General features: G+C 63.9%; 23 protein-coding genes and 1 pseudogene. 13 read left to right on the top strand and 11 right to left on the bottom strand.

Translation table 11 applies throughout. The features are described from left to right. Positions 1-16: 16 nt before the first annotated feature. Complete coding sequence (locus BMW89_RS04590; RefSeq protein ID WP_244547514.1) at positions 17-643, bottom strand: hypothetical protein; 627 nt, start codon at positions 641-643, stop codon at positions 17-19. A gap of 235 nt (positions 644-878) precedes the next feature. Here BMW89_RS04590 and BMW89_RS04595 point away from each other — a divergent pair, with 235 nt between their 5' ends. Continuing rightward, a complete protein-coding gene (locus tag BMW89_RS04595) occupies positions 879-1,808 on the top strand; it encodes an aspartyl/asparaginyl beta-hydroxylase domain-containing protein (protein WP_092023083.1) in 930 nt (309 codons plus the stop codon). 80 nt (positions 1,809-1,888) lie between these two features. On the opposite strand, the gene BMW89_RS04600 is transcribed toward BMW89_RS04595, so the two are convergent. Further along, positions 1,889-2,716 carry an amino acid kinase family protein gene (locus tag BMW89_RS04600; RefSeq protein ID WP_092023085.1) on the bottom strand — a complete coding sequence of 276 codons (828 nt, stop codon included), beginning with the start codon at positions 2,714-2,716 and terminating at the stop codon, positions 1,889-1,891. A 13-nt stretch (positions 2,717-2,729) separates the two neighbouring features. After that, complete coding sequence (locus tag BMW89_RS04605) at positions 2,730-3,539, bottom strand: amino acid kinase family protein (RefSeq protein ID WP_092023087.1); 810 nt, start codon at positions 3,537-3,539, stop codon at positions 2,730-2,732. A gap of 136 nt (positions 3,540-3,675) precedes the next feature. Here BMW89_RS04605 and BMW89_RS04610 point away from each other — a divergent pair, with 136 nt between their 5' ends. Next, positions 3,676-4,134, top strand: a complete 459-nt coding sequence (locus BMW89_RS04610) for a YybH family protein (protein WP_092023415.1) — start codon at positions 3,676-3,678, stop codon at positions 4,132-4,134. 66 nt (positions 4,135-4,200) lie between these two features. On the opposite strand, the gene BMW89_RS04615 is transcribed toward BMW89_RS04610, so the two are convergent. From BMW89_RS04615 to galE, 3 genes are all read right to left on the bottom strand, one after another. Next, on the bottom strand, positions 4,201-4,902 hold the full coding sequence (locus BMW89_RS04615; RefSeq protein WP_092023089.1) for a fumarylacetoacetate hydrolase family protein: 702 nt from the start codon (positions 4,900-4,902) through the stop codon (positions 4,201-4,203). A 35-nt stretch (positions 4,903-4,937) separates the two neighbouring features. Beyond that, the gene (locus tag BMW89_RS04620; protein ID WP_092023091.1) at positions 4,938-6,740 is read right to left on the bottom strand and encodes an ABC transporter ATP-binding protein; all 1,803 of its coding nucleotides are present in this window, start codon (positions 6,738-6,740) and stop codon (positions 4,938-4,940) included. Positions 6,741-6,858: 118 nt separating this feature from the next. Beyond that, positions 6,859-7,872, bottom strand: coding sequence for a UDP-glucose 4-epimerase GalE (gene galE / locus BMW89_RS04625; RefSeq protein WP_092023093.1), 1,014 nt, complete (start codon positions 7,870-7,872; stop codon positions 6,859-6,861). 126 nt (positions 7,873-7,998) lie between these two features. Between galE and BMW89_RS04630 the strand changes: the two genes are divergently transcribed. Further along, the gene (locus BMW89_RS04630; protein WP_092023095.1) at positions 7,999-9,036 is read left to right on the top strand and encodes a glycosyltransferase family 4 protein; all 1,038 of its coding nucleotides are present in this window, start codon (positions 7,999-8,001) and stop codon (positions 9,034-9,036) included. Positions 9,037-9,228: 192 nt separating this feature from the next. Here BMW89_RS04630 and BMW89_RS04635 read toward each other — a convergent pair whose 3' ends face one another. Together BMW89_RS04635 and BMW89_RS04640 are read right to left on the bottom strand one after the other, a co-directional pair. Beyond that, entirely contained in the window at positions 9,229-9,717 is a 489-nt protein-coding gene (locus BMW89_RS04635) for a DUF3429 domain-containing protein (RefSeq protein ID WP_092023097.1), read from the bottom strand. Positions 9,718-9,752: 35 nt separating this feature from the next. After that, positions 9,753-10,304 carry a hypothetical protein gene (locus BMW89_RS04640; protein ID WP_092023099.1) on the bottom strand — a complete coding sequence of 184 codons (552 nt, stop codon included), beginning with the start codon at positions 10,302-10,304 and terminating at the stop codon, positions 9,753-9,755. Positions 10,305-10,575: 271 nt separating this feature from the next. On the opposite strand from BMW89_RS04640, the gene BMW89_RS04645 reads away from it, so the two are divergent. Then, positions 10,576-10,731, top strand: a complete 156-nt coding sequence (locus tag BMW89_RS04645) for a DUF2256 domain-containing protein (RefSeq protein ID WP_502686381.1) — start codon at positions 10,576-10,578, stop codon at positions 10,729-10,731. Between the two features lie 2 nt (positions 10,732-10,733). Further along, positions 10,734-11,237: a bifunctional 2-polyprenyl-6-hydroxyphenol methylase/3-demethylubiquinol 3-O-methyltransferase UbiG gene (gene ubiG / locus BMW89_RS04650; protein ID WP_244547515.1), complete on the top strand. Its 504-nt coding sequence runs from the start codon at positions 10,734-10,736 to the stop codon at positions 11,235-11,237. A gap of 84 nt (positions 11,238-11,321) precedes the next feature. Here the strand turns inward: ubiG and BMW89_RS04655 are convergent, their stop codons facing one another. Continuing rightward, a complete protein-coding gene (locus BMW89_RS04655; protein WP_244547516.1) occupies positions 11,322-12,254 on the bottom strand; it encodes an MBL fold metallo-hydrolase in 933 nt (310 codons plus the stop codon). 143 nt (positions 12,255-12,397) lie between these two features. Continuing rightward, positions 12,398-12,622, bottom strand: a pseudogene (locus BMW89_RS38315) (SDR family oxidoreductase); the annotation flags it as partial. Between the two features lie 177 nt (positions 12,623-12,799). Here BMW89_RS38315 and BMW89_RS38320 point away from each other — a divergent pair. From BMW89_RS38320 to BMW89_RS04675, 4 genes are all read left to right on the top strand, one after another. Beyond that, complete coding sequence (locus BMW89_RS38320; RefSeq protein WP_244547517.1) at positions 12,800-12,925, top strand: LysR family transcriptional regulator; 126 nt, start codon at positions 12,800-12,802, stop codon at positions 12,923-12,925. Between the two features lie 63 nt (positions 12,926-12,988). Further along, complete coding sequence (locus BMW89_RS04665) at positions 12,989-13,651, top strand: LysR substrate-binding domain-containing protein (protein WP_244547518.1); 663 nt, start codon at positions 12,989-12,991, stop codon at positions 13,649-13,651. 51 nt (positions 13,652-13,702) lie between these two features. After that, positions 13,703-14,362, top strand: coding sequence for a GTP cyclohydrolase I FolE (gene folE / locus BMW89_RS04670; RefSeq protein WP_092023105.1), 660 nt, complete (start codon positions 13,703-13,705; stop codon positions 14,360-14,362). A gap of 228 nt (positions 14,363-14,590) precedes the next feature. After that, the gene (locus tag BMW89_RS04675) at positions 14,591-15,025 is read left to right on the top strand and encodes a fasciclin domain-containing protein (protein WP_349516528.1); all 435 of its coding nucleotides are present in this window, start codon (positions 14,591-14,593) and stop codon (positions 15,023-15,025) included. Between the two features lie 55 nt (positions 15,026-15,080). On the opposite strand, the gene waaF is transcribed toward BMW89_RS04675, so the two are convergent. Further along, the gene (gene waaF / locus BMW89_RS04680; RefSeq protein WP_092023107.1) at positions 15,081-16,160 is read right to left on the bottom strand and encodes a lipopolysaccharide heptosyltransferase II; all 1,080 of its coding nucleotides are present in this window, start codon (positions 16,158-16,160) and stop codon (positions 15,081-15,083) included. A gap of 159 nt (positions 16,161-16,319) precedes the next feature. Here waaF and rfaD point away from each other — a divergent pair, with 159 nt between their 5' ends. From rfaD to BMW89_RS04700, 4 genes are all read left to right on the top strand, one after another. Further along, positions 16,320-17,300, top strand: a complete 981-nt coding sequence (rfaD, locus tag BMW89_RS04685) for an ADP-glyceromanno-heptose 6-epimerase (protein WP_092023109.1) — start codon at positions 16,320-16,322, stop codon at positions 17,298-17,300. A 12-nt stretch (positions 17,301-17,312) separates the two neighbouring features. Continuing rightward, the gene (gene rfaE1, locus BMW89_RS04690) at positions 17,313-18,797 is read left to right on the top strand and encodes a D-glycero-beta-D-manno-heptose-7-phosphate kinase (RefSeq protein WP_092023111.1); all 1,485 of its coding nucleotides are present in this window, start codon (positions 17,313-17,315) and stop codon (positions 18,795-18,797) included. Positions 18,798-18,805: 8 nt separating this feature from the next. Continuing rightward, entirely contained in the window at positions 18,806-20,092 is a 1,287-nt protein-coding gene (locus BMW89_RS04695) for an O-antigen ligase family protein (RefSeq protein WP_092023113.1), read from the top strand. Positions 20,093-20,205: 113 nt separating this feature from the next. Beyond that, positions 20,206-22,119 (top strand): SDR family NAD(P)-dependent oxidoreductase, encoded by a 1,914-nt coding sequence (locus BMW89_RS04700; RefSeq protein ID WP_092023115.1) that lies wholly within the window; start codon positions 20,206-20,208, stop codon positions 22,117-22,119. Positions 22,120-22,121 lie beyond the last annotated feature (2 nt).

Genomic DNA, 22,121 nt, shown 5'->3' on the forward strand with positions numbered 1-22,121 from the left:
GCGTCCTTCATCGAATCTATTTTGCCCCGACGGTCGGATCGTTGATCCGGATCGAGGTGACGCGGTCTTGCCGCACCTCGAATGAGAACGGCCATGGCCCGTAGGTCCAGAGCTCGGTCTTGTCGAGCCCGCTTGGGCCGACATGGTGGGGGCTGCCGAATTGCGCCATCAGCTTGTCGATGCCGTCGCCGAGATTGACCTGATTGAAGCTGTAGCCGGCGGCGGGAGCCTCGCCGCTGATCTGAAGCGCGACGATGCGCTTCGCCTTCACGGTCGCGGCGAGATAGGGGTATTGGTTGGGCTTGCCGAGGAAGTACACATAGTTGGTGGCGTTGTTCTCGGGCGGCAGCTTGCGGTGGGGCTCGCCGAGCACGGCCTTGAGTGAGGTCTCCGAGATACCGACGCCGATCGCGCCCATGCGCTGGCAGGCAAAGCTGAGCAAATCAGGATCGGGCGGGACGGCGCGCTTACCGGCTTCGACGCGGCAGACGAATGTCTGCCCTTCCCGCAGCCACTGGCCGCGGAGCTCCGGATCTGGAGTCTTGCCCTGTTGCGCTTGCGGCGGAGCGCCTTGACCATTCGCGGATACCGACACGCCAAGCAGAGACAGCGCGAGCGCGAAACCCGCCAACGACCGCGACATTCCCAAGACGCAACTCCGAGTTCCGAACCTGTGGAACCAGGATACCATGAGCCTGAAATCGGCTGCAACGCCGGGATTGACGTAGGCGCAGCTACGATTTGTAATTGCGTCTGGAGCGGCCAGGCCGCCCCGATCACGACCTGCGGAACAGCCTCAGGCTGTATCGCCTTTGCCTTGCCGCTTGGGCTGGGGCGGGCTACAGCACAGTTCGGCTAGGTCCTTGGGGGTTGGGGATATGCTGAAACAGCTTTTTGCACCGCAACTGATCATTCTCTACGTGCTTGTTGCTTCGACGATTTACGTTCACTTCCGCGGCAAGCAGCGGCTGCGCTTCGCGCGCCAGCTCGGCGATCACTCGACTTATCTCGCGCCCTACAATGTTCTGATGTACGCCGGCTCGGCCGTGCCGAACAAGCCGGTGATCTCGGTCGAGCAGTTTCCAGAGCTGAAGCCCCTCAGCGAGAACTGGGAGACCATTCGCGACGAGGCGGTGCGCCTGTTCGACGAAGGTTTCATTCGCGCGGCCGCGAAGAACAATGACTGGGGCTTCTACTCGTTCTTCAAGAGCGGCTGGAAGCGCTTTTACCTGAAATGGTACGACGATTTCCTGCCGTCGGCGCGCACGCTGTGCCCGAAGACGGTGGAGCTGCTCAACGCGATCCCGAGCGTGCATGGCGCGATGTTTGCGATGCTGCCGCCGGGTGGCAAGCTCGGCGCGCACCGTGATCCCTTCGCGGGCTCGCTGCGCTATCACCTCGGCCTCGTCACGCCGAACTCGAACAAGTGCCGCATCCTCGTCGACGGTGTCGAATGCGTCTGGCGCGACGGCGAAGCCTTCATGTTCGACGAGACTTTTATTCACAGCGCGGAGAATGCGACCGAAATCAACCGCATCATCCTGTTCTGCGACGTCGAACGGCCGATGAAGTACGGCTTCATGACCGCGATCAACCGCTGGGTCAGCCATCACATCGTCAAGGCGTCAGCGACCCAGAACGTCGACGGTGAAAGCGTCGGCGTGCTCAACAAGGTGTTCGGCAAGCTCTACGAGATCCATCTCGGCAGCCGTAAGGTCAAGGAGTGGAACCGCAACGTCTACTACACGCTGAAGTACTCGCTGACGGCGCTGATCCTCGGCCTCATCGTGTTTTCAGCGTTGCGATGATCGGCGCACATCGCGTTGCCTGAAACAAAAAAACCCGGAGCATGCTCCGGGTTTTGTTTTTTATGGACGTTGCCGCATCGTCACGCAGGCTTGGCGCCGGTGTTGATGATCGACCCCACATGCTGCCCGCGCAGCGCCGCCGTGATGCGGCCGGGAACGAGGCCGTTGACGATCTGCACGCGTGCGATGTTCCGGGCGTTGGCCATGACCTCGAGCAGCGCCGGATCGAATGGCAGCGTGCCTTTGAGCTTCGCGAGTTCGGCGAAGCTGGTCTCTTTCAGCAACTCCGCCTTCTTGCCATCGGAGCCATTGGGATCGGTGGTGTAGACGCCGTCGACGTCCTCCACGATCGTAAGGCTTGCGGCGCCGAGCGCATCGGCGATCAGGAAGGCTCCAGTGTCGGCCCGATGCATCGGAATGCGCGAGGTCGGAAACTCATGATGGTGGTAGGGCGGGAAGGCGCTACCGACAACCGCGCGCGCGGCGCTGAGGTGGATGGCGAGCTGGCTCGCGATGGTGGGATGCTCGACATAGGAGACGCCCTCCGGCGCGAGCAGGCTTGCAAGGATGTGGCCATTCTGGCCGGCTTCGCTGGCGGCGAGCGGCGCGAGCGAGCCGACCGGCAATCCGAGGTCGAGGCCGACGCTGTAGAGGTGGCGCGCACGGATGCCGGCGCCGGTTAGGATGAGCAGCCGATGCTCCGGCAGCAGCGCGCGCAGCTCGTCGACGAGCGGCAGGATCGCTTCGTGACCGCGATCCATGATGCGGCCGCCGATCTTGATGACCTGCAGCCAGGGCAGCAGCTTGATCGGGCGATTGCCGGCAACGGGGCGGGTGAGGTCGCTGTCCAGAAGGGTCTGGCGCGCGAGCGGCGAGGCGACGTGCTTGATCTGGTTGGTGTCAGCCATGACGGTGCTCCCTTCAGCTCGCGGTGATGATGGTGCCGACATGCTCGCCCGCGAGCGCGCGGGTGAGATTGCCGGGGACGAGGCCGTTGATGATCTGCACTTCGCGGACATGGCGCGAGGCGTTGAGCAGATCGAGCACCGGGAATTCCAGGATGGAGTCCTGGAGGCCCTTGGCCTTCATCTCCGCCACGGAGATTTTCGGGATGAAGGTCGCGTTTTTCGACGTCTTCGGGTTCGCGGTGTAGAGGCCGTTCTCGTCCTTCACATAAATCATCGCCTTGCAGCCGAACTGCTCGGCGACCAGGAAGCATCCGGCGTCGGTGCGGTAGGGCGGGATCACGCCTTCGGCCGCGGGCCGCATCCACAGGCTATAGGGCGGCATGCCACTGAAGATCACCGCGTTCACCTCGGCGAGGAACAGCGGCACGGACGAGAGTCCGGCGCTGGAGACGGCGGAGATGCCGTGCTTGGCAAGCAGTTGCCCGAGCATCGCGGCATTCTGATCGGCCACGGAGGCGCCGAGCTGCGACAGCACGCCGGCCGGAAGGCGCAGCCCGGCTGCGATCGAATACAGATGCCGCGCGCGGGTGCCGGCACCGGTGCCGATCAGGAGCTTGTGGGCCTTGCGGGCAGCGACGATCTCCTCGACGATGGGATAGACCGCGGCACGGCCGCGATCGATCATGCTCTGTCCGCCGATCTTGATGACCGTGGCGTCAGGCAGGATGCGGAAGTCCGCCGCCTTCTCCGCTGCGGCGACCAGCTGTGGGTCGGTGAGCGAGCGCTGCATCAGCAGCCCTTCCAGCTCCGTGGTGGTCGACATCCGAGACATCCTCTCGTTTTCTAAAACAGTCCTGACGATGGACCCATCGGTCCTGATCCTGGCGCGAGTCTTGCTGCATACTTCACCGCATGGCAACAAGATTGCCGCGATTTAGCGACCAAACATGGAGCAGGCAATGGCCCCGTTGCCACTTGCGAACACCGAGACCGTTCAATTTTTTCGCCGATGGCTGGATACCTTCTCAGGCTATGTTCGCGAGGTCGACTATGCCTCGGCGCGGCCGCTCTTTCACCCCGAGGTGCTTGCCTTCGGCACTCACAACGATGTCATCCCGGGCCTCGATCAATGGGTCACCTCGCAATGGAATAATGTCTGGCCGAAGACGACCGACTTCCGGTTTGTGCTCGAGCAGATCTCGATCGTGGCGTCTGCCGATGGCACGATGGCCACGGTAATCGCACCGTGGACAAGCACCGGCTATCATCCCGATGGCAGCACATTTCCGCGGCCGGGCCGGGCGACTATGGTGTTTTCCCGGAATGCCGACAGCTGGCTATGCGTTCACTCCCACATGTCGCTCAATCGCGGTGTCCCCCAGACGTCTCACGCCAACCGGCCCGTGAAGGCCTGGTAGATGCGATCCGAATAGAAAAGGCCCCGGACGCGTCCGGGGCCTTTTGATTTCGAGATGTACCGCAGCCTATTCCGGCTGGCCGATGCTCACTTCCAGCGTGCCGACGCCGTCGACGCCGCATGCGAGCTTGTCGCCGGGCTGGAGCTGCGACACGCCGGCCGGCGTGCCCGTCATGATGATGTCGCCGGCGGCGAGCTTCACCTGCTGCGAGAGCTGCCAGATCGTCTCCGGCACGTTCCAGATCATCTGCTCGAGGTCACCCGTCTGGGCTTCCTTGCCGTTGACGGTGAGCCAGATCTTGCCCTTGGAGGGATGGCCGATCTTCGAGGCCGGCTGTATCGCAGAGGCCGGCGCGGAGCCGTCGAACGACTTGCCGATCTCCCAGGGACGCTCCTTCTTGCGCGAGGCGATCTGGAGGTCGCGGCGGGTGAGGTCTATGCCGACGGCGTAGCCGTAGACATGGTCGAGCGCCTTGTCGGCGGGAATGTTGAGGCCGCCGCTCTTGAGCGCGACGATCAGCTCGACCTCGTGATGCAGATCCTTGGTCAGCGGCGGATAGGGAATGGTGGCGCCGTTCGGCACCAGCATGTCGGCGTGCTTGGCGAAGAAGAACGGCGGCGCGCGCTCGTCATTGCCCATCTCGCGGATGTGCTCGAGATAGTTGCGGCCGACGCACCAGATGCGGCGGACCGGAAACAGACCGCTTTCCCCGACGACGGGAAGCGAGGCCTGGTGCGGAAGCGGGATGACGTAGGAGGCGGCGTTCATGAAGCGGTCTCGCTGCTCTTGAGGTGGAACGAACTCTATGCGGTTGCGCTGATCGGCGCCAGAGCGCCGGCGTCGTGATGTTGCAGGCGGAAGAACGAGGCGTAGCGACCCGAGCGGCGCAGCAGCTCGTCGTGCCGGCCCTGCTCGACGATCTCGCCGCCCTCGACCACCAGTATCGCGTCGGCGTGCATGATGGTGTGCAGGCGGTGCGCGATCACGATGGTGGTGCGGTTCTGGCAGAGATGCTCGATCGCCTCTTGCACCTGGCGCTCGGACTCGGAATCGAGCGCGGCGGTGGCTTCGTCCAAGAGGATGAGCGGCGCGTTCTTGATCAGCGCGCGCGCCACCGCGATACGCTGGCGCTGGCCGCCGGAGAGTTGCGTGCCATGCTCGCCGACCGGCGTGTTATAGCCGAGCGGGAAGCCCATGATGAAGTCGTGCGCGCAGGCCGCTTTCGCGGCGTCGATGATCTCGTTCTCGGTCGCGCCCGGTTTGCCGAAGGCGATGTTGTTGCGGATGGTGTCGCGGAACAGATAGACGTCCTGGCCGACATAGGCGGTCTGTGCCCGCAGCGACTTTCGCGAGACCGCGCCGATCGACTGGCCGTCGATCACGATGTCGCCTTTCGTCACTTCGTAGAAGCGCAGCAGCAGCCCCAGCACCGTCGACTTGCCGCCGCCGGACGGGCCGACCAGCGCGGTCACCTTGCCGGGCTCGGCCACAAAATTCATGCGATTGAGCACGGTCTCATTGGCGCGATAGGAGAAGCTGACGTCGCGCAGCTCGATCCGCGCGTCGGACAGTTTCAGCGCCGGCTTGTCGTCGTCCGAATGCTCGCTTGCCGGGCTGTCGACGACTTCGAGCAGCATGCGCGCGCCGACGAGCTGGCTGTTGAGGTCGATGTTGAGTCGCGCCAGCCGCTTGGCCGGTTCGGTCGCCATCAGGAAGGCGGTCATGAAGGAGAAGAAGGCGCCGGGCGTGGCGTTGAGCGCGACCACGCTGTAGCCGCCATAGAGCAGGCAGCCGGCGACGGCGAAGCCGCCGAGCATCTCCATCAGCGGGTTGGAACGGTTGGCGACGCGGGCCATCTTGTTGGCGTTGCGCTCGACGATCGCGATGTTCTCGTCGATGCGGTTCTGCATCGTCTCTTCAAGCGTGAACGCCTTCACCGTGCGGATGCCCTGCAGCGATTCCTGCATCGTCTCCATGATGTCGGCGGTGCCGGTGAACTGGTTGTAGGCGAGGCCCTTGATGCGTTTGACCAGCTTGCGCAGCACCAGCATCGCCGGCGGTACCGCGACGAGGCCGATCAGCGACATCAGCGGATCCTGCCACACCATCACGCCGATCATGGCGAGCAGCATCATGAGGTCGCGGCCGACGGCGTTGACCAGCATGTTGAGGACGTCGGTGATCGATTTGGCGCCGGCCGTGAGCCGCGCCAGAAACTCGGACGAATGCCGCTCCGAGAAGAAGCCGACGCTCTCGCGCATCAGCTTTGCGAACAGCTGACGCTGGTTGGTGGCGAGGATGGCGTTACTGATCTTGGTCAGGATCACCATGTGGCCGTAGGTGGCCACGCCCTTGATGAAGAGCAGGATCACCGTAAGCCCTGAGAACATCGCGATGCCCGGGATGTTCTTGTCGACATAGGCCTGGTTGATGACCTGGCCGAGCACATAGGTCGCGCCCGCGGTCGATCCGGCGGCAAGCGCCATCAGCGCGAAGGCGACGAGGTAGCGCCGCCAGTAGACGACGCCTTGTTCCGTGACCAGGCGGCGAACGAGAACCGCTGCCGCATAGGGATCGTCGGTGATTTTCTTTGGAAACTGAGCCATCCGGTGTCCATTGACGGCGCAGGGAAAGGCCTGCGCGCGCGTCAGGGATCGAATGGCCTCTGTGCCCGCTCAAGCGGGGTTTTTCAAGCCCAATTAAGGGCTTGCGTTGGGAGGGAATCTAGGCCGAGGCGGCGTGGCGGAGTTCGCCATGGCGCTCGCGGAACAGCTTCTCCTCCCAGGCCAGCGCGTGGGCCGCGATGGTCTCGAGGTCCTCGTATTGCGGCTTCCAGTCGAGCAGGCCGCGGATGCGGCTGGTGTCGGCGACCATGGTCATGATGTCGCCGGGCCGGCGCGGGGCGTATTGCACGGCGAAGCTGCGGCCGGACACCCGGCGCACGGCGTCGATGGTCTCCAGCACCGAATAGCCGCGGCCATAGCCGCAATTCAGCGTCGTCGAGGCGCCGCCATTGCGCAGATAAGCCAGCGCCGAGCGATGGGCCTGCGACAGGTCCGTGACGTGGATGAAGTCGCGGATGCAGCTGCCGTCCTGGGTCGGATAGTCGGTGCCGAAGACGTCGATCTTGGCGCGCTGGCCGGTCGCGGCTTCCACCGCGATCTTGAGCAGATGCGTGGCACCGGCGGTGGCGAGACCAATGCGCGCCTGCGGATCGGCGCCGGCGACGTTGAAATAGCGCAAGGTCACATATTGCATGCCGTAGGCAGCGGCGACGTCGTGCAGCATGATCTCAGTCATCAGCTTCGACGAGCCGTAGGGCGACAGCGGCCGCGTCGGCGCGTGCTCGGGCACCGGCACCTGGTCCGGATTGCCGTAGACGGCCGCGGTCGAGGAGAAGATGAAGCGGTTGATGCCGCGCTTCACCGCGACGTTGAGCAGATTGCGCGCGGTGGTGAAATTGTTGCGGTAATAGCCGAGCGGATCGCGCATCGAATCCGGCACGACCACGGAGCCTGCGAAATGGATGATGCTCTCGATGTTGTGCTGGGCGATCACGCCTTCGAGCAAATTCTCGTCGCCGGCATCACCAATGAACAGCGGCACGCCTTCCGGCAGGTACGCGGAGAAACCGGTGGAGAGATCGTCGATCACGACGACGTCCTCGCCGGCTTCCGCCAGCGCCAGGACCGTGTGACTTCCGATATAGCCGGCGCCGCCGGTGACTAGCACAGTCATGGTCTCACCCGTCTTCGATCAACGCGCCACGTTAACGTTTGCGCGGTGAAGAGGGGGTTTCGGTGCGGGTGAACTGGTCACTATGCTTAATGTTGCGTATAGGGGGCTTCTGAGACGGAGCATGACGTGGCGAATTCCCCCGGCGATCTCGAAGTGATCGTGCCAAATCTGCACAGGCGCTATTCCGGGGTCACCGCGACCAACCGGATGGTGGCGCCACGGCTGGCAAAGCTGGTTCGCGCGGCGTGGTTCGGCTCGGACGCGCCGGAGGGGATCGCGCGGCTGAGCATGACCGATCTCCTGACATTGTGGCGTCGCAAGACGCCGCTGATCTGGCATGCGCGCCGTAACAACGAGATGATCGCAGGCGTTGTCCTGCGTGCGCTCGGCTGGCCGCTCAAACTGGTCTTCACGTCGGCAGCGCAGCGGCATCACAGCTGGATCACGCGCTGGCTGATCCGGCGCATGGACGCGATCATCGCGACGTCGGACATCTCGGCCTCGTTCCTGAAAGTGCAGGCGACCGTGATCCCGCATGGCGTCGACACTGAAATCTATGCCCCGCCGACAGATCGCGCCGCGGCGTTCGCGGAAGCCGCGCTGCCGGGCCGTTACGCCATCGGCTGCTTCGGTCGCGTGCGCGCGCAGAAGGGCACGGATGTGTTCGTCGATGCGATGTGCCGCCTGTTGCCGCGTTATCCGGATTTCACCGCGGTCATCGTCGGTCAGGTCACGCCTGAGCAGACTCCCTTTGCGAATGACCTGAAGAAGCGGATCGAGGCCGCCGGCCTGCAATCGCGGATCGTCATCACTGGCGAGTTGCCGATCGAGCAAGTGCAGCGCTGGTATCAGCGGCTGACGATCTATGCCTTCACGTCGCGCAACGAGGGCTTTGGCCTGACGCTGATCGAGGCGATGGCGGCGGGGAGTGCGCTCGTCGCCGCGCGGGCAGGAGCGGCGACGCTTGTGGTCGAGGATGGCGTGAACGGCGTGCTGGTCCCGACGGGGGATGCCGATGCGCTCGCTGCGGCGCTGGAGCCGCTGATGCGTGATGTGGCCGCGGCAACGGCGATGGGTGCGCGCGGGCGGGCACGGGTGCTTGCGCAGTTCAGCCTCGATGCGGAGGCGGCGCGGATCGGCGAGGTCTATCGGCCGTTGCTCTGAGCAGCGCTTTCAGGCGCCGAAAACAAAACTTCGAAACAACCCCATGCACAGTAGCCCGTCCCAGCGGAATCAACGGCTTGCGGGTCGGATGCGAAATTTTTCTGATTATGCGAAAATCGATTGACCCGTCGGGCAAAACAGCTGTAAGCTTTCATCATCGCAAAACCCCTCAGCCGGGCGAACAAAGTTGTCTCACCGGCCGAACTCGGCCACGATGAGGGCGACGAGGACGATCATCGTGAGCGGCTGGCGAAGCCTGCGGTACCACGGCGGGACCAAACCTTGACGCGTGGACCGGATATCCAGCAGCAGGTTCGCGGCGAAGCCGACTGCCAATAGGGCCAGGCCATATCTTGCATCGATCAGCAGCGCCGCCCAGCCGACGAGTGAGGGAACGACACTGATGCCAAGCCGGCCGGCATCGATACCGAGATCCGTCTGCGAGATCGACCGGGTCATCGCGGCGCCCCAATGGACGCCTCCGAGGAACGACAGGATCACGGCGCCGTAGGCCAGCAGTCCGTGCAGCGCGGCCGTCTTCAAGTCGCCCTCGATGGCCTTGGAGGCGATCGAGAGCCCGACGAACGGCACCAGGCCCAATCCGCCGAGCCATGCTGCAGCGGCTGGAACCATGGCGCGCCGCGGCCCGCCATCATGATCGTCAGTCAGAGATGTCGACATGCTGCCTCGCGCCGGGGATCCCGTTTGTCACGATCTCACACCTCTCGCGCCGCCAGCAGCGTCGAGCAGAGCAGGCCGATCAGCGCGATCAAGGCCGCCACGCTCATGCCGTTCAAGGCGACGAGCCTCGCGTAGTCCGACGTCATCATCACGGGCTGGCCGAGATGGGCGTCGACGAAGAGATAAGCGATGAAGGGAAGCGCGGCGACGATCGCGGCTTTTGGGCGCTCGTCCGGCCGAAACAAAATCGTGCCCAGCAGCGCACAGGGGAAGAGGAACAGCTCGACGCCCGACGAGGCGCCAAACAGCTTGACGCAGAAGACGGTGTTGCCCACGCCGGCCAATGGAAGCAGCGCGCGACCGGCGAACGAATGCCTTTTCGCCAGGGCCGGGACGGCGAGGAAGAACGGCGTCGACAGCAAGCTCAACCAGGCCGGCCAGGCGGCCGTCCCCACGATCCAATAGAGATAGAGCGGATAGAACGGCTGGTTGGATGCCACCACGAGCGCGATCTTTCCGGCGAGCGCCGAACGAGGTTCCGGGTGATCCGCATAACTGCCGATCCAAGCTGCAATGGTCTTGATCATCTGCCTTGGACCATCTGCCTTGGATCATTTGCCTTGGGCGCGCCGGTTGATCTGATCGTCCCGCACGATAGGGTCGCCACGAGGAGGAAACGATCACAAACCGGCTTCGGATCACAAGCGCGTGGCGAAGCGCCTGGCGTCATGATCCAAAAACCGAGCAGAGTCGTTTCGGGGGAAGAAGTCTCGATCTGTGCGGGCAACACGCCGGTGCTCGCACCAGCTGCGCCGGCGGGCCTCTATCTCCTCTCCGGGAAAGCCTCCCATGCCGAAGATGCGACGCAAATCGGACCTTCCGACCAAAATATGCGCCGCTTGCAAGCGGCCGTTCGTTTGGCGGCGAAAATGGGCCCGGGATTGGCCAAGCGTGAAATTCTGTTCCGAACGGTGTCGAGGCGACGGGCGAAGAGCTGCTCGCCAGGAAGGCTGAACATGCTGCGCAAGGACTTGAAGACCGGCTTCGCGCCGAGCGTCGATCCCGACGAGATCGCGCGGTTCGAGGCCCTCGCCGAGGATTGGTGGAATCCCGACGGCCGCATGAAGCTGGTTCATAGTTTCAATGCGGCGCGTGTCGCGCACCTTCGCAACCGGCTTCCGGCGCTGATGGTGCGTGACGCCAGGCTGGAGCGGCCCCTCGACGGACTGACCCTGCTCGATGTCGGTTGCGGCGCCGGTCTGGTCACGGAGCCGATGGCGCGTCTCGGGGCGCTTGCGCTCGGCATCGACGCCGCCGAGCGCAACGTCCGCGTGGCGACCGTCCATGCGGACCAGGCCGGTCTGCCCGTCAGCTACAGGCAGGCCGTTCCCGAGGAACTGGTCGCCGAACAGCGGCAGTTAGCGCCCGCACCCGCGCCCAGCACCAGCTGCTATGCCATGCGCCGTGGACTAAGACGTAATCGGTATTGCGGAGCATTCCTTGCCAGGCCGTCGCCGTAACGCCCAACACGACCCGAACGTGAGAGAAACGATGCTGCGCATCAGACCAAAACAATGCCAGCCCGAGCAACTCCATCTGCAGCGTTATGTTTCAGCCTTCGCCGCAATCGCAGAACTCCACAGCGATCCGGGATTGGCGCGATCGGGATACAGTTGCAGCATCCGGTCATAAAGCTCGCGGGGGCTTTTGGTCGCGTCGTTCAACCGAATGAAGTCGCGGATATACCGGCGGGTTTCTTCGATATTTCCCGGACTGTCATCGTTGCTGGGAATCTTGTGTCCGGCAACCACGGCTGACGGCTTGAGGGCATCTATCTTGTCAAGCGCGGCAATCCACTCCAGCCGGGTTTGCCTATTGGATTCGTTGAGAAAGGGGTGAATGCCATTATAGACGGCATCGCCGGCAACGACCAACCCGATGGATGGAACATGAAGACATGTCGTATCGTCTGTATCGGTATGGCCCACTTTTACAACAGCCAATTTTTCTCCATCCAGATCAATCTCATTACTCACAAGCGAATCCGCGATCGAAATGACGTCCGGAATTTGATTTGGAAACAGCTTGCGCCAGCGGCCATTCAATTTCTCCGGCGTACTCTGAAGCTTCATGCGTGCGACAACCTCAGGTGTGGCCAGTGCTTTCGCCTCCGGAAAGCGATCCTGCAAGACTTTGATTCCGAAAAAATGATCACCATGGGCATGGGTGATATAAATGGCTTTCAGCGTCCTGCCGCTCGCAACAATGGCGTCTGCCAACCCATTAGTTTGCTCCACGGTGAGGAACGTATCCACCAGCACCGCGTCCCGCTCTCCATAGATCATAGTCGACGAATTGGCGACCCACTGCAGAGATTCCTTGCCGGCCGGCACATCGCGGTTCAGGCCAGGACGAGTGACCGTAAACACCTTGTACTTCAACGAAGCCCGCTCACTCTGCGGATTGGCCATGACTGCCCCCGGCGCTATTGGAAGCATGGCCAGCGAAATCAGCCTCATCACATCGCGTCGATTCATACGAACCTCGTCTTGACCTGCGTATGATGCACTACATGATGCCCATCATCCATTCGGATATTGGGCCCAGCGCTCTTGGCGTCAAGACAATGCTTTGTGAGATGAACGGGTGAGTTTCGCCGGCTACATCCAGTCGCCGCAGGTCACGACGCTACTCTCGAGATCGCATGATGACCGGCCGCCTGCCCTCCGTCGACGTGAAGTATTTCTCCAGTCACAAATCGCGCTGATTCCAGGTACATGATTGCGCCCACGATGTCGGACACGTCTCCCATTCGACCCATCGGATGCAGCGAGACCAGCATCTGGTGGGCCTCAGGCGAATGCATCGGAGTGTTGATAATCCCCGCCGAAACCGCGTCTGAGCGGCCAAGCGAAGCCCCGAGGCCCATTCCGAAGAAGAGCACCGGGGGAGAAACAAGGTTCTGAACAGCAAGCGCCAGCACGGGGCCTCCAGGTAGGTTTCGAGATGCGGTCTGGATAGCGGTTGCTTGGACTTTGTTAAAATTGATTGCATTGAGCATCATCATTGAAAGGTAATGATGATGCAGCGCTCACGCGTCAATCTCGACATCGACCTGGTCAGGTCCTTCGTCACCATCGTGTCGCTCGGAAACTTCACGCGCGCCGCGCAGGCGCTCGGTGTTCAGCAGTCCACGATCTCGCTCTAGATCCGCCGGCTGGAAGAGCAGATCGGCGGCAAGCTGCTGGAGCGCTCGCCACAATCGGTTGCGTTGACCGCTGAAGGCGAGACGTTCTTCGACTATGCGCGGCGCATGCTCGATCTGAACGACGAGATGGTCTCGCGCATCCAGGAGCCTGCGATGCGCGGGCTGGTTCGCCTCGGGGCTCCCGAGGATTTCGCAATCCGCCATCTTCCCGACGTGCTTGCGCGTTTCGCCCAGGCCTATCCGCAGGTCGACCTCGAGGTCACCTGCGATCTGACGATGAATCTCATCGACCGTTTCAGAAAGGGCGCCTTCGACCTCGCTTTGATCAAGCGTGAGCGATCCATCGAGATTCCCGGCACCCGTGTCTGGCGGGAGCCGCTGGTCTGGGTGACGGGCGGGCTCGACCTCAGGCAGGGGGTGCTGCCCCTGGCGGTATCGCCGAAGCCCTGTGTCTACAGGAAGCGGGCCACTGAGGCGCTCGACCGCGCCAAGCGGTCCTGGCGCGTCGCCTACACCTGCGGTTCGCTGGCGGGCACGCTGGCGGCCGTGCGTGCCCGGCTCGGCGTGACGGTGCTTCCGAAGGACATGGTCCCACCCGATCTGCATGTGGTGGACGGAAAGCCGATGCCGGACCTGAAGGATACCGAGATCGCAATCCTGGAGCACGACCGTCTCCCGCGGCCGGCGCAACGCCTCAAGGAATTCGTGATCAAGACCCTCAGCTGAAGCTTCCTCCAGCGGTGATCCAAGCGCGCGCAGCGCTCGTTATCCGTTATCATGCGTCATGGTGTCGGTTGCTCCGTGGCGGCGGATCAACACGAAAGGTTGGATGGCGTGACTGTGGACACCGCGATTGCTCCTAATCGACTACAGCGGCCGAGCCGTGAAGAAGCCGAGGCCGCATTTCGGACCATCATCCGGTGGGCGGGTGACGATCCGGCCATGCCCGGGCTGCTGGACACGCCGGCTCGGGCCGCGCGTGCATTCGAGGAATATTTCGCAGGCTACGATCAGGATCCGATTCAGATCCTCGACAGGACCTTCGATGAGACCGGCAGCTACGAGGAGATGGTCATCCTGCGCGGCATCTCGTTCGAAAGCCATTGCGAGCATCATATCGCGCCCATCATCGGCCGGGCCTGGGTCGCCTATGTGCCGGATGGCCGTGTCGTCGGCATCTCGAAGCTCGCGCGCGTGGTGCAGGCCTACGCGAAGCGATTCCAGATCCAGGAGCGGATGACCTCTGAAATCGCGTCGGCCGTTCAGCAGGCTCTGAAGCCGAAAGGCGTGGGCGTCATCCTCAAGGCCAATCACCACTGCATGTCGAGCCGCGGTGTGCAGAAAATCGGCACGGACATGGTGACGAGCTGCATGCTCGGTTGTTTCCGCGACAATCCGATCTCGCGTCAGGAGTTCATCGGCATGGTCGAGGATTGAGCGCGGCACTGCGCCGCAGGATTTTCGAACTGGCAGGTGATCCAACCGTCGCGAGACTCCGTTTCGTCAACGTCGATCGCATCTGATCGCACGGTGGATGCGAGATCTCGTTCGCATCCCTCGCATCGGTTGAGACCCACTCACAGCAACTCGGAGAAAATGATGACGCCCGCAATTCGTTCGTTTGTGGCTGGAGCTGCCTTGGTCGCTGGCCTGCTTGGTCCCTCGATGGCTCGTGCCGCCGACATCGTCGACACCGCGGTGTTCGCAGGGTCGTTCACGACGCTCGTTGCAGCCGTCAAGGCGGCCGGCCTTGTTCACACGCTGAAGGGCAAGGGCCCGTTCACGGTGTTCGCGCCGAACGATGCGGCCTTCGCAAAGCTGCCGCCGGGAACCGTCGAGTCGCTGCTCAAGAACAAGACCAAGCTTGCTGCGATCCTGAAATATCACGTCATTCCCGGCCGCGTGAAGGCGGCTGATGTGGCGGGCAAGTCGCTCGAGGTCGCAACCGTCGAGGGGCAGCCGGTGAGCGTCGATGGCAGCTTCGGCGTGAAGGTCAACGATGCGCATGTCATTCAGCCTGATATCGAGGCGTCGAACGGCGTGATTCACGTCATCGACACGGTGCTGTTGCCGCCGGCGCGCAAAAAGACTCATCACTGAGGATCGACCGGAAACCACCCGGGCTGACGCAGGGTGGTTTCCGGCGAGCTTTGGACTAGGTGTCCCGGGTCGTCACGCGCGACCCAGCTTCCCTCAACACCCTCTCCGCAATTCCCACGACCTCGTCCGCTGCAATATCCCGCATGCAGCGGTGGTCATTCATCTTGCACACCGTGCTCTGGCAGGGCTGGCACGACAGCACGCTTTTGTTCTGCACGACGGTCGCGGCGAGGCCGTTAAGCGGCGCCCAGAGGTAGGGGCTGGTCGGGCCGAAGATGCCCATGGTGGGCGTGCCGAGCGCAGCTGCGATGTGCATCAGGCCGGAATCGTTGGAGATGGCGACGCCAGCCGCGGCCATGGCCAGCACGCCGTTGCGCAGGTCAGTGCCGGTGAGGTCCCGGACCCCCGGGCCGCCCGCGGCGACGATCTCCTGGGCGAGGCCCTTTTCCCCGGGGCCGCCGACCACCCAGACCTCCAGGCCGCGCTCGGCCAGAAGCCGGGCCGCCTCCGGATAGTAGGTCCAGCGTTTGGAGACGCCGACGGAGCCGGGGGCCAGCGCCACGGCAGCGCCGGCGCTGAGGCCATTGGCCTGCCGCCAGCGCACGATGTCCTCGGCTGGGACCCGCAATTGCGGCACCGGCCATTCCGGGGGCAGGGGGGCGCCGTCGGGCTGAGCCAGCGCAGCGTTCTTGTCGATGAAGCGGGGCAGCTTCTTCTCGCCCCAGCGCCAGCGGTTGAGCAGGCCGAATCGGAACTCGCCGACGAAGCCGACCCGTTCAGGAATGCCGGCCAGCGCGGGCGCGATGGCGGCCTTCCAGGTCCGGGGCAGCACCAGGGCGGTGCCGTAGTTCCGCTCGCGCAGGAGCCGCGCCAGGCCGAACTGGCGGCCCACGGCGAGCCGGCTGCGGGGCAGGTCCCAGACGAGCCCATCGCGCACGCCGGGCATGTAATCGACTAAGGGCGCGCACAGGGACGTCGTCAGGAGATCGACCGGCCGATTCGGCCATCGCTCCTTCAGGACCCGGACAACGGTGTGATTCCGGACGAAATCGCCGATCCACATATAGGGGACGATCAGGATCGGGCGCGTGTCGCTCCGATCTGCATCTCTACTATGTTGCGAATCTTGGTTCATTCGTTAATAGGACCGAAGGCGAACTGATGTGGCGGTTCGGTTAGCCGCTCCGGGCCGGGACGTAAAGCCGGGAGAGCAACGATCCCAAAACCGCTTACACTTTGGCAGATGATGCGCTAGGGCAGGACCGGGTCGCAAAAATCGGGCAGGGACGTTGGAATGTTGCTGGTGACCGGCGGGGCCGGTTTTATCGGGTCGAATGTCGTGGCCGCGCTGAACGAGGCCGGCCGCAGCGACGTCGTTGTCTGCGATCTCCTTGGCTCGGACGGCAAGTGGCGGAACCTCGCCAAGCGCCAGCTTGTGGATATCGTCCCGCCGGCCGAGCTGCTCGGCTGGCTCGAGGCCGGCAAGCTGGATGCCGTGATCCATCTCGGGGCGATCTCCGAGACCACCGCGACCGACGGCGATCTCGTGATCGAGACCAATTTCCGCTTCTCGATGCGCCTGCTCGACTGGTGCACGGCGCATGCGGTGCCGCTGATCTATGCCTCCTCCGCGGCGACCTATGGCGACGGCGCGGAGGGCTTTGACGATGATCCCTCGGTCCCCGCGCTGAAGAAATTGCGGCCGATGAATCTCTACGGCTGGAGCAAGTATCTATTTGACATCGCGGTTGCCGAGCGCCTCGCGCGCGGCGACAAGCTGCCGCCGCAATGCGCGGGCTTGAAATTCTTCAACGTGTTCGGCCCGAACGAGTACCACAAGGGCTCGATGATGAGCGTGCTGGCGCGCCGCTTCGACGACGTCAAGGCGGGCCGCGTCGTGCAGCTGTTCAAGTCGCATCGCGAGGGCATCGCCGACGGCGACCAGCGCCGCGATTTCATCTATGTCGACGACGTCGTGCGCGTCATCATGTGGCTGCTGGCGACGCCCTCGGTCTCCGGGCTGTTCAATGTCGGCACCGGCAAGGCGCGCAGCTTCAAGGATTTGATGATGGCGGCCTATGCCGCGCTCGGCAGCAAGCCCAACATCGAATACATCGACATGCCCGAGAGCATCCGGGGCAGCTATCAATACTTCACCCAGAGCAAGGTCGATCGTCTGCTCGGCGCCGGCTATAATGGCGGCTTCACGACGCTCGAGGATTCGGTGAAGGCCTATGTCGGGGATTATCTCGACCGGCCCGACCGCTTCCGCTGAGGGCTTTGGATCATGGTGACGCCCATTCTCGATTTTGATTCGCTCGCGCAGGACATCGCGCGCCGCACGGTGCTGTGCATCGGCGACATCATGCTGGACGAGTTCGTCTATGGCGAGGTGTCGCGGATTTCGCCGGAAGCGCCGACGCCTGTCATCCTTGCCCAGCGCAGCGAGATCCATATCGGCGGCGCCGGCAACGTCGCGCGCAATGTCGCCTCGCTCGGCGCGCGCTGCGTCTTCGTCGGTCTCGTCGGCGAGGATGATGCGGGCAAGCGGCTGGCCTCGGCGCTGGTCGAGCATGCCGGGATCGAAAGCGTGCTGGTGTGCGATCCGTCGCGGCCGACCACGCGAAAGGTCCGCTTCGTCTCCGAGCATTTCTCCACGCACATGCTGCGCGCGGACTGGGAGCAGGCAGCGCCTGCCTCCGACGGCATCGAGACCAAGCTGATCGAGGCGATCCTGCCGCAGATCGCGCGCGCCGACATCGTGCTGCTCTCCGACTACGCCAAGGGCGTGCTGACCGCACGCGTGATCCGCCACACCATCGACGCCGCGCGAAAACTCAATAAGCCCGTGATCGTCGATCCCAAGAGCCTGAACTGGGCGATCTATCGCGGCGCCACGCTGCTCACGCCCAACCGCAAGGAATTTGCGGAAGCCACCCGCAGCCGCGCCGACACGCCTCAGAGCATCGTCGATGCCTCGGAGGACGTGATGCGGCTCGCCGATTGCGAGGCGATCCTGGTCACGCAAGGCGAGCACGGCATGACGCTGGTGCCGCGCAATGGCGAGGCCGTCCATGTGCCCGCTGTCCCGGTGAAGGTGCGCGACGTCTCCGGCGCCGGCGACACCGTCGCAGCGGCGCTCGCGGTCTCGCTCGCCACGGGCGCGGACTGGGATACGGCGTTGCGCATGGCGAATGCGGCCGCCGCCGTCGCCGTCGGCAAGCAGGGCACCGCCAGCGTCAGCGCGGCCGAGCTGCGGCAAAAGATTTTGCCGCATGCTTATCTCGCGGCCGAGGAGAAGATCGTGCTCGCGCCCGCCGCGCTCGATGCGCAGCTCGCCGAGTGGAAGCGGCAGGGCCTGCGGGTCGGCTTCACCAATGGCTGCTTCGACATCCTGCATCCCGGCCACGTCAAGGTGCTGACCGCGGCGCGCGCCGCCTGCGATCGCCTGATCGTGGGCCTCAACAGCGACGCCTCGGTGCGGCGCCTGAAGGGCGCGGATCGCCCGGTGCAGGACGAACGCGCGCGCGCGGAGGTGCTGGCGGCGCTCGAAGCCGTCGACCTCGTCGTGATCTTCGAGGAGGACACGCCGATCGAGCTGATCACGCAGATCAAGCCGAGTGCGTTGGTGAAGGGCGGCGACTACACCCGCGAGCAGGTGGTCGGCCACGAGGTCGTCGAAGCCGCGGGCGGAATGGTCGTGCTGGTCGACATCCTCCAGGGTTTCAGCACCACCGCGCTGGTCCATCGCGCGCGGGGAGCGACCAAGTGACTGACCAAGTGACGGCGCTGGCCAGCGAGACGACCGGCCAAATGCTGTGGCGGCGCTTTCGCAGCCCCGCGGCCTGGGGCGAGACGGTCGATCTGTTCGCGATCCTGACCGTGGCCTCGCTGCCCTGGTCGACCTCGCTCGTGGCGATTTTCAACGCCGCGTTCCTGGTCTGCATGGTGCCGTTCCTCGACGTTCGCGCCTTCCTGCAATCATTGAAGCGTCCGATCGCGGCGGTGCCGATCGCGCTGGTCCTGCTCGCGGTGGTGGGCATGCTGTGGTCGGATGCGGCCTGGGGCGCGCGCCTCTATGCGCTCAGTCCGACCGTCAAGCTGCTGGTGCTGCCCGTCCTGCTCTACCATTTCGAGCGCTCGCCGCGCGGACACTGGATCTTCATCGCCTTCCTGGTGTCCTGCGCGCTGCTGTCGGTGATGTCATGGCTGGTCGTGTTCGATCCCGATCTGACACTCAAGCCCGACCACCTCGAACGCGGCATCTTCGTCAAGAACTACATCAACCAGAGCCAGGAATTCGCGCTGTGCGCGGTCGCGCTCGCTTTTCCCATCGTGATGCTGCTGCGCCAGAAGCGCTATTGGCTCGCGGGATTGTTGACCGCGCTGGCGCTGAGCTTCTTCGTCAACATGGCCTTCGTGGTGGTGTCGCGCACAGCGCTCGTCACCGTTCCGATCATGTTCGGCGTGTTCGCGCTGCTGCACCTGCGCTGGCGCAGCATTGCGATCATCTCCGTGGCTCTGCTGGTCGGTGCCGTCCTTGCCTGGCAGGCCTCGCCGCAATTGCGCAAGACCGCCGACACCTTTGTCAGCGACTACACGCGCTATGTGGAAAAGGGCGAGCCGACCTCGCTGGGCCTGCGGCTCGAATTCTGGCGGAAGTCGCTCATCTTCTTCGCGGAGGCGCCGATCAAGGGCCACGGCACCGGCTCGACGCGCGGATTGTTCGAGGCGGTCGCGACGCCGGGCGGCCACTACCAGGCCTCCGCCGAGGTGATCGGCAACCCGCATAACCAGACGTTGAACGTCGCCGTGCAATGGGGCCTTATCGGTGTCGGCGTTCTCTACGCGATCTGGGTCCTGCATCTCCTGCTGTTTCGTGGCGACGGGCTCGCCAACTGGGTCGGCCTTCTGGTCGTTGTCCAGAACGTCTTCACCTCGCTGTTCAACTCCCATCTGTTCGACTTCCACGAGGGCTGGATGTACGTCATCGGCGTCGGGGTTGCCGGCGGCATGGTGCTCCGGGCCCAACAGGGCGAGGCGAAGGTGGGGGAAGCCGGTTCCTGAACGGCCGAGTGGCTGGCAAGTCTTGTGCTGGCAAGTCTTGTGCTGGCAAGTCTGGTCGAGATGGGCTATCAGCGCGGTCAGGTTGCACTCACAGGATTATCATCGGTCGGCGGATGACGCGTCTTTCGCATCTCACCTTGCGCAATTTCCTGATCGCGCTCCACGACCTGCTGGCGACCGCGGCGGCGCTGTTCGCTGCGTTCTATCTGCGTTTCGAGGGCGGCGAATTCTTCTATGACCGCCTGCCGCTGCTGTTCCAGATCCTGCCCTATTTCCTCGCCTTCAGCGTGGTCGTGTTCTTCGTCTTCAACCTGACCACGACGAAATGGCGCTTCATCTCGCTGCCCGACGCGCTGAACATCATCCGCGTCGCGTCCGTGCTGACGGTGGCGCTGCTGGTGCTCGACTACATCTTCGTCGCCCCCAATGTCCGCGGCGCGTTCTTCCTCGGCAAGGTGACGATCGTCCTCTACTGGTTCCTCGAAATCGCCTTCCTCAGCGCGCTACGCATGGCCTACCGCTATTTCCGCTATACGCGGGTGCGGCGTCATGCTCGCACCGAGGACGCCGCGCCGACGCTGCTGATCGGCCGCGCCGCGGATGCCGAGGTGCTGCTGCGCGGAATCGAGAGCGGCGCGATCAAGCGCGTCTGGCCGGTCGGCGTACTGTCGCCGTCGAGCTCCGATCGCGGCCAGTCGATCCGCAGCGTGCCGGTGCTGGGCGACATCGGCGACATCGAGGACGTCGTCGCCGACTTCGCCAAGCGCAACAAGGCGATCGCGCGCCTCATTATGACGCCGTCGGCGTTCGAACCCGATGCGCATCCGGAGCAGATCCTGATGCGGGCGCGCAAGCTCGGCGTCATCGTCAACCGCATGCCGTCGCTCGAGAGCGGCGATGCGCCGCGCCTCACGGCCGTCGCGGTCGAGGACCTCTTGCTGCGGCCGAGCGAGAAGATCGACTACGCACGGCTCGAGGCGTTGATCAAGGGCAAGGCCGTCATCGTCACCGGCGGCGGCGGCTCGATCGGCTCCGAGATCTGCGAGCGCGTCGTTGCCTTCGGCGCCGCACGCTTGCTGGTCGTGGAAAATTCCGAGCCCGCGCTCTACGCCGTCACGGAAACACTCGCCGCGCATGGCTCAGCTGCCGAAATCGAAGGGCGCATCGCCGATATCCGCGACCGCGAGCGCATCATGCGCCTGATGGCCGAGTTCAAGCCTGATATCGTGTTCCACGCCGCAGCGTTGAAGCACGTGCCGATCCTTGAGCGCGACTGGAGCGAGGGCGTCAAGACCAACATCTTCGGCTCGATCAACGTGGCCGATGCCGCGCACAGCGCCGGCGCGGCAGCCATGGTGATGATCTCGACCGACAAGGCGATCGAGCCGGTGTCGATGCTCGGCCTCACCAAGCGTTTTGCCGAGATGTATTGCCAGGCGCTCGATCATGATCTTGCCTCCGGCAGCAGCGTTGCCAGGCCGCCGATGCGGCTGATCTCGGTCCGGTTCGGCAACGTGCTGGCGTCGAACGGCTCGGTGGTGCCGAAGTTCAAGGCGCAGATCGAAGCCGGCGGTCCCGTGACCGTCACCCATCCCGACATGGTCCGCTACTTCATGACCATCCGCGAGGCCTGCGATCTCGTCATCACAGCGGCAACGCATGCGCTCGGAACGCAGCGGCATGATGTCTCGGTCTACGTGCTCAACATGGGCCAGCCGGTGAAGATCGTCGACCTCGCCGAGCGCATGATCCGCCTCTCGGGCCTGCAGCCCGGCTACGACATCGAGATCGTGTTCACCGGCATGCGGCCGGGCGAACGCCTGCACGAAATCCTGTTCGCTTCCGAGGAGCCGACCCGCGAGATCGGGGTCGCCGGCATCATGGCCGCGCAGCCGAACGAGCCGCCGATGCAGACGCTGCGCAAATGGATCGCAGCGCTCGAGCAGGCGATCGCGCGCGACGATCGCACCACGATCAGAACCATCCTCAAGGATGCGGTTCCGGAATTCGGGTCGACTGCGGCCTGACC

Origin of the sequence: Bradyrhizobium sp. OK095 (genome assembly GCF_900109945.1) — a bacterium.
Lineage (GTDB): Bacteria > Pseudomonadota > Alphaproteobacteria > Rhizobiales > Xanthobacteraceae > Bradyrhizobium.

What these genes read in the sequence shown, in the direction of transcription:
- rfaE1 (WP_092023111.1), top strand. Translation starts at nt 17,313, where the DNA reads ATGGTGACGCCCATTCTCGATTTTGATTCGCTCGCGCAGGACATCGCG.
- BMW89_RS04615 (WP_092023089.1), bottom strand. Translation starts at nt 4,902, where the DNA reads ATGAACGCCGCCTCCTACGTCATCCCGCTTCCGCACCAGGCCTCGCTT.
- folE (WP_092023105.1), top strand. Translation starts at nt 13,703, where the DNA reads ATGCGTCATGGTGTCGGTTGCTCCGTGGCGGCGGATCAACACGAAAGG.
- BMW89_RS04645 (WP_502686381.1), top strand. Translation starts at nt 10,576, where the DNA reads ATGCGACGCAAATCGGACCTTCCGACCAAAATATGCGCCGCTTGCAAG.
- BMW89_RS04635 (WP_092023097.1), bottom strand. Translation starts at nt 9,717, where the DNA reads ATGTCGACATCTCTGACTGACGATCATGATGGCGGGCCGCGGCGCGCC.
- galE (WP_092023093.1), bottom strand. Translation starts at nt 7,872, where the DNA reads ATGACTGTGCTAGTCACCGGCGGCGCCGGCTATATCGGAAGTCACACG.
- BMW89_RS04600 (WP_092023085.1), bottom strand. Translation starts at nt 2,716, where the DNA reads ATGGCTGACACCAACCAGATCAAGCACGTCGCCTCGCCGCTCGCGCGC.
- BMW89_RS04675 (WP_349516528.1), top strand. Translation starts at nt 14,591, where the DNA reads ATGGCTCGTGCCGCCGACATCGTCGACACCGCGGTGTTCGCAGGGTCG.
- BMW89_RS04620 (WP_092023091.1), bottom strand. Translation starts at nt 6,740, where the DNA reads ATGGCTCAGTTTCCAAAGAAAATCACCGACGATCCCTATGCGGCAGCG.
- BMW89_RS04640 (WP_092023099.1), bottom strand. Translation starts at nt 10,304, where the DNA reads ATGATCAAGACCATTGCAGCTTGGATCGGCAGTTATGCGGATCACCCG.
- BMW89_RS04655 (WP_244547516.1), bottom strand. Translation starts at nt 12,254, where the DNA reads ATGAATCGACGCGATGTGATGAGGCTGATTTCGCTGGCCATGCTTCCA.
- waaF (WP_092023107.1), bottom strand. Translation starts at nt 16,160, where the DNA reads ATGAACCAAGATTCGCAACATAGTAGAGATGCAGATCGGAGCGACACG.
- BMW89_RS38320 (WP_244547517.1), top strand. Translation starts at nt 12,800, where the DNA reads ATGCAGCGCTCACGCGTCAATCTCGACATCGACCTGGTCAGGTCCTTC.
- BMW89_RS04590 (WP_244547514.1), bottom strand. Translation starts at nt 643, where the DNA reads ATGTCGCGGTCGTTGGCGGGTTTCGCGCTCGCGCTGTCTCTGCTTGGC.
- BMW89_RS04595 (WP_092023083.1), top strand. Translation starts at nt 879, where the DNA reads ATGCTGAAACAGCTTTTTGCACCGCAACTGATCATTCTCTACGTGCTT.
- BMW89_RS04610 (WP_092023415.1), top strand. Translation starts at nt 3,676, where the DNA reads ATGGCCCCGTTGCCACTTGCGAACACCGAGACCGTTCAATTTTTTCGC.
- rfaD (WP_092023109.1), top strand. Translation starts at nt 16,320, where the DNA reads ATGTTGCTGGTGACCGGCGGGGCCGGTTTTATCGGGTCGAATGTCGTG.
- BMW89_RS04700 (WP_092023115.1), top strand. Translation starts at nt 20,206, where the DNA reads ATGACGCGTCTTTCGCATCTCACCTTGCGCAATTTCCTGATCGCGCTC.
- BMW89_RS04605 (WP_092023087.1), bottom strand. Translation starts at nt 3,539, where the DNA reads ATGTCGACCACCACGGAGCTGGAAGGGCTGCTGATGCAGCGCTCGCTC.
- ubiG (WP_244547515.1), top strand. Translation starts at nt 10,734, where the DNA reads ATGCTGCGCAAGGACTTGAAGACCGGCTTCGCGCCGAGCGTCGATCCC.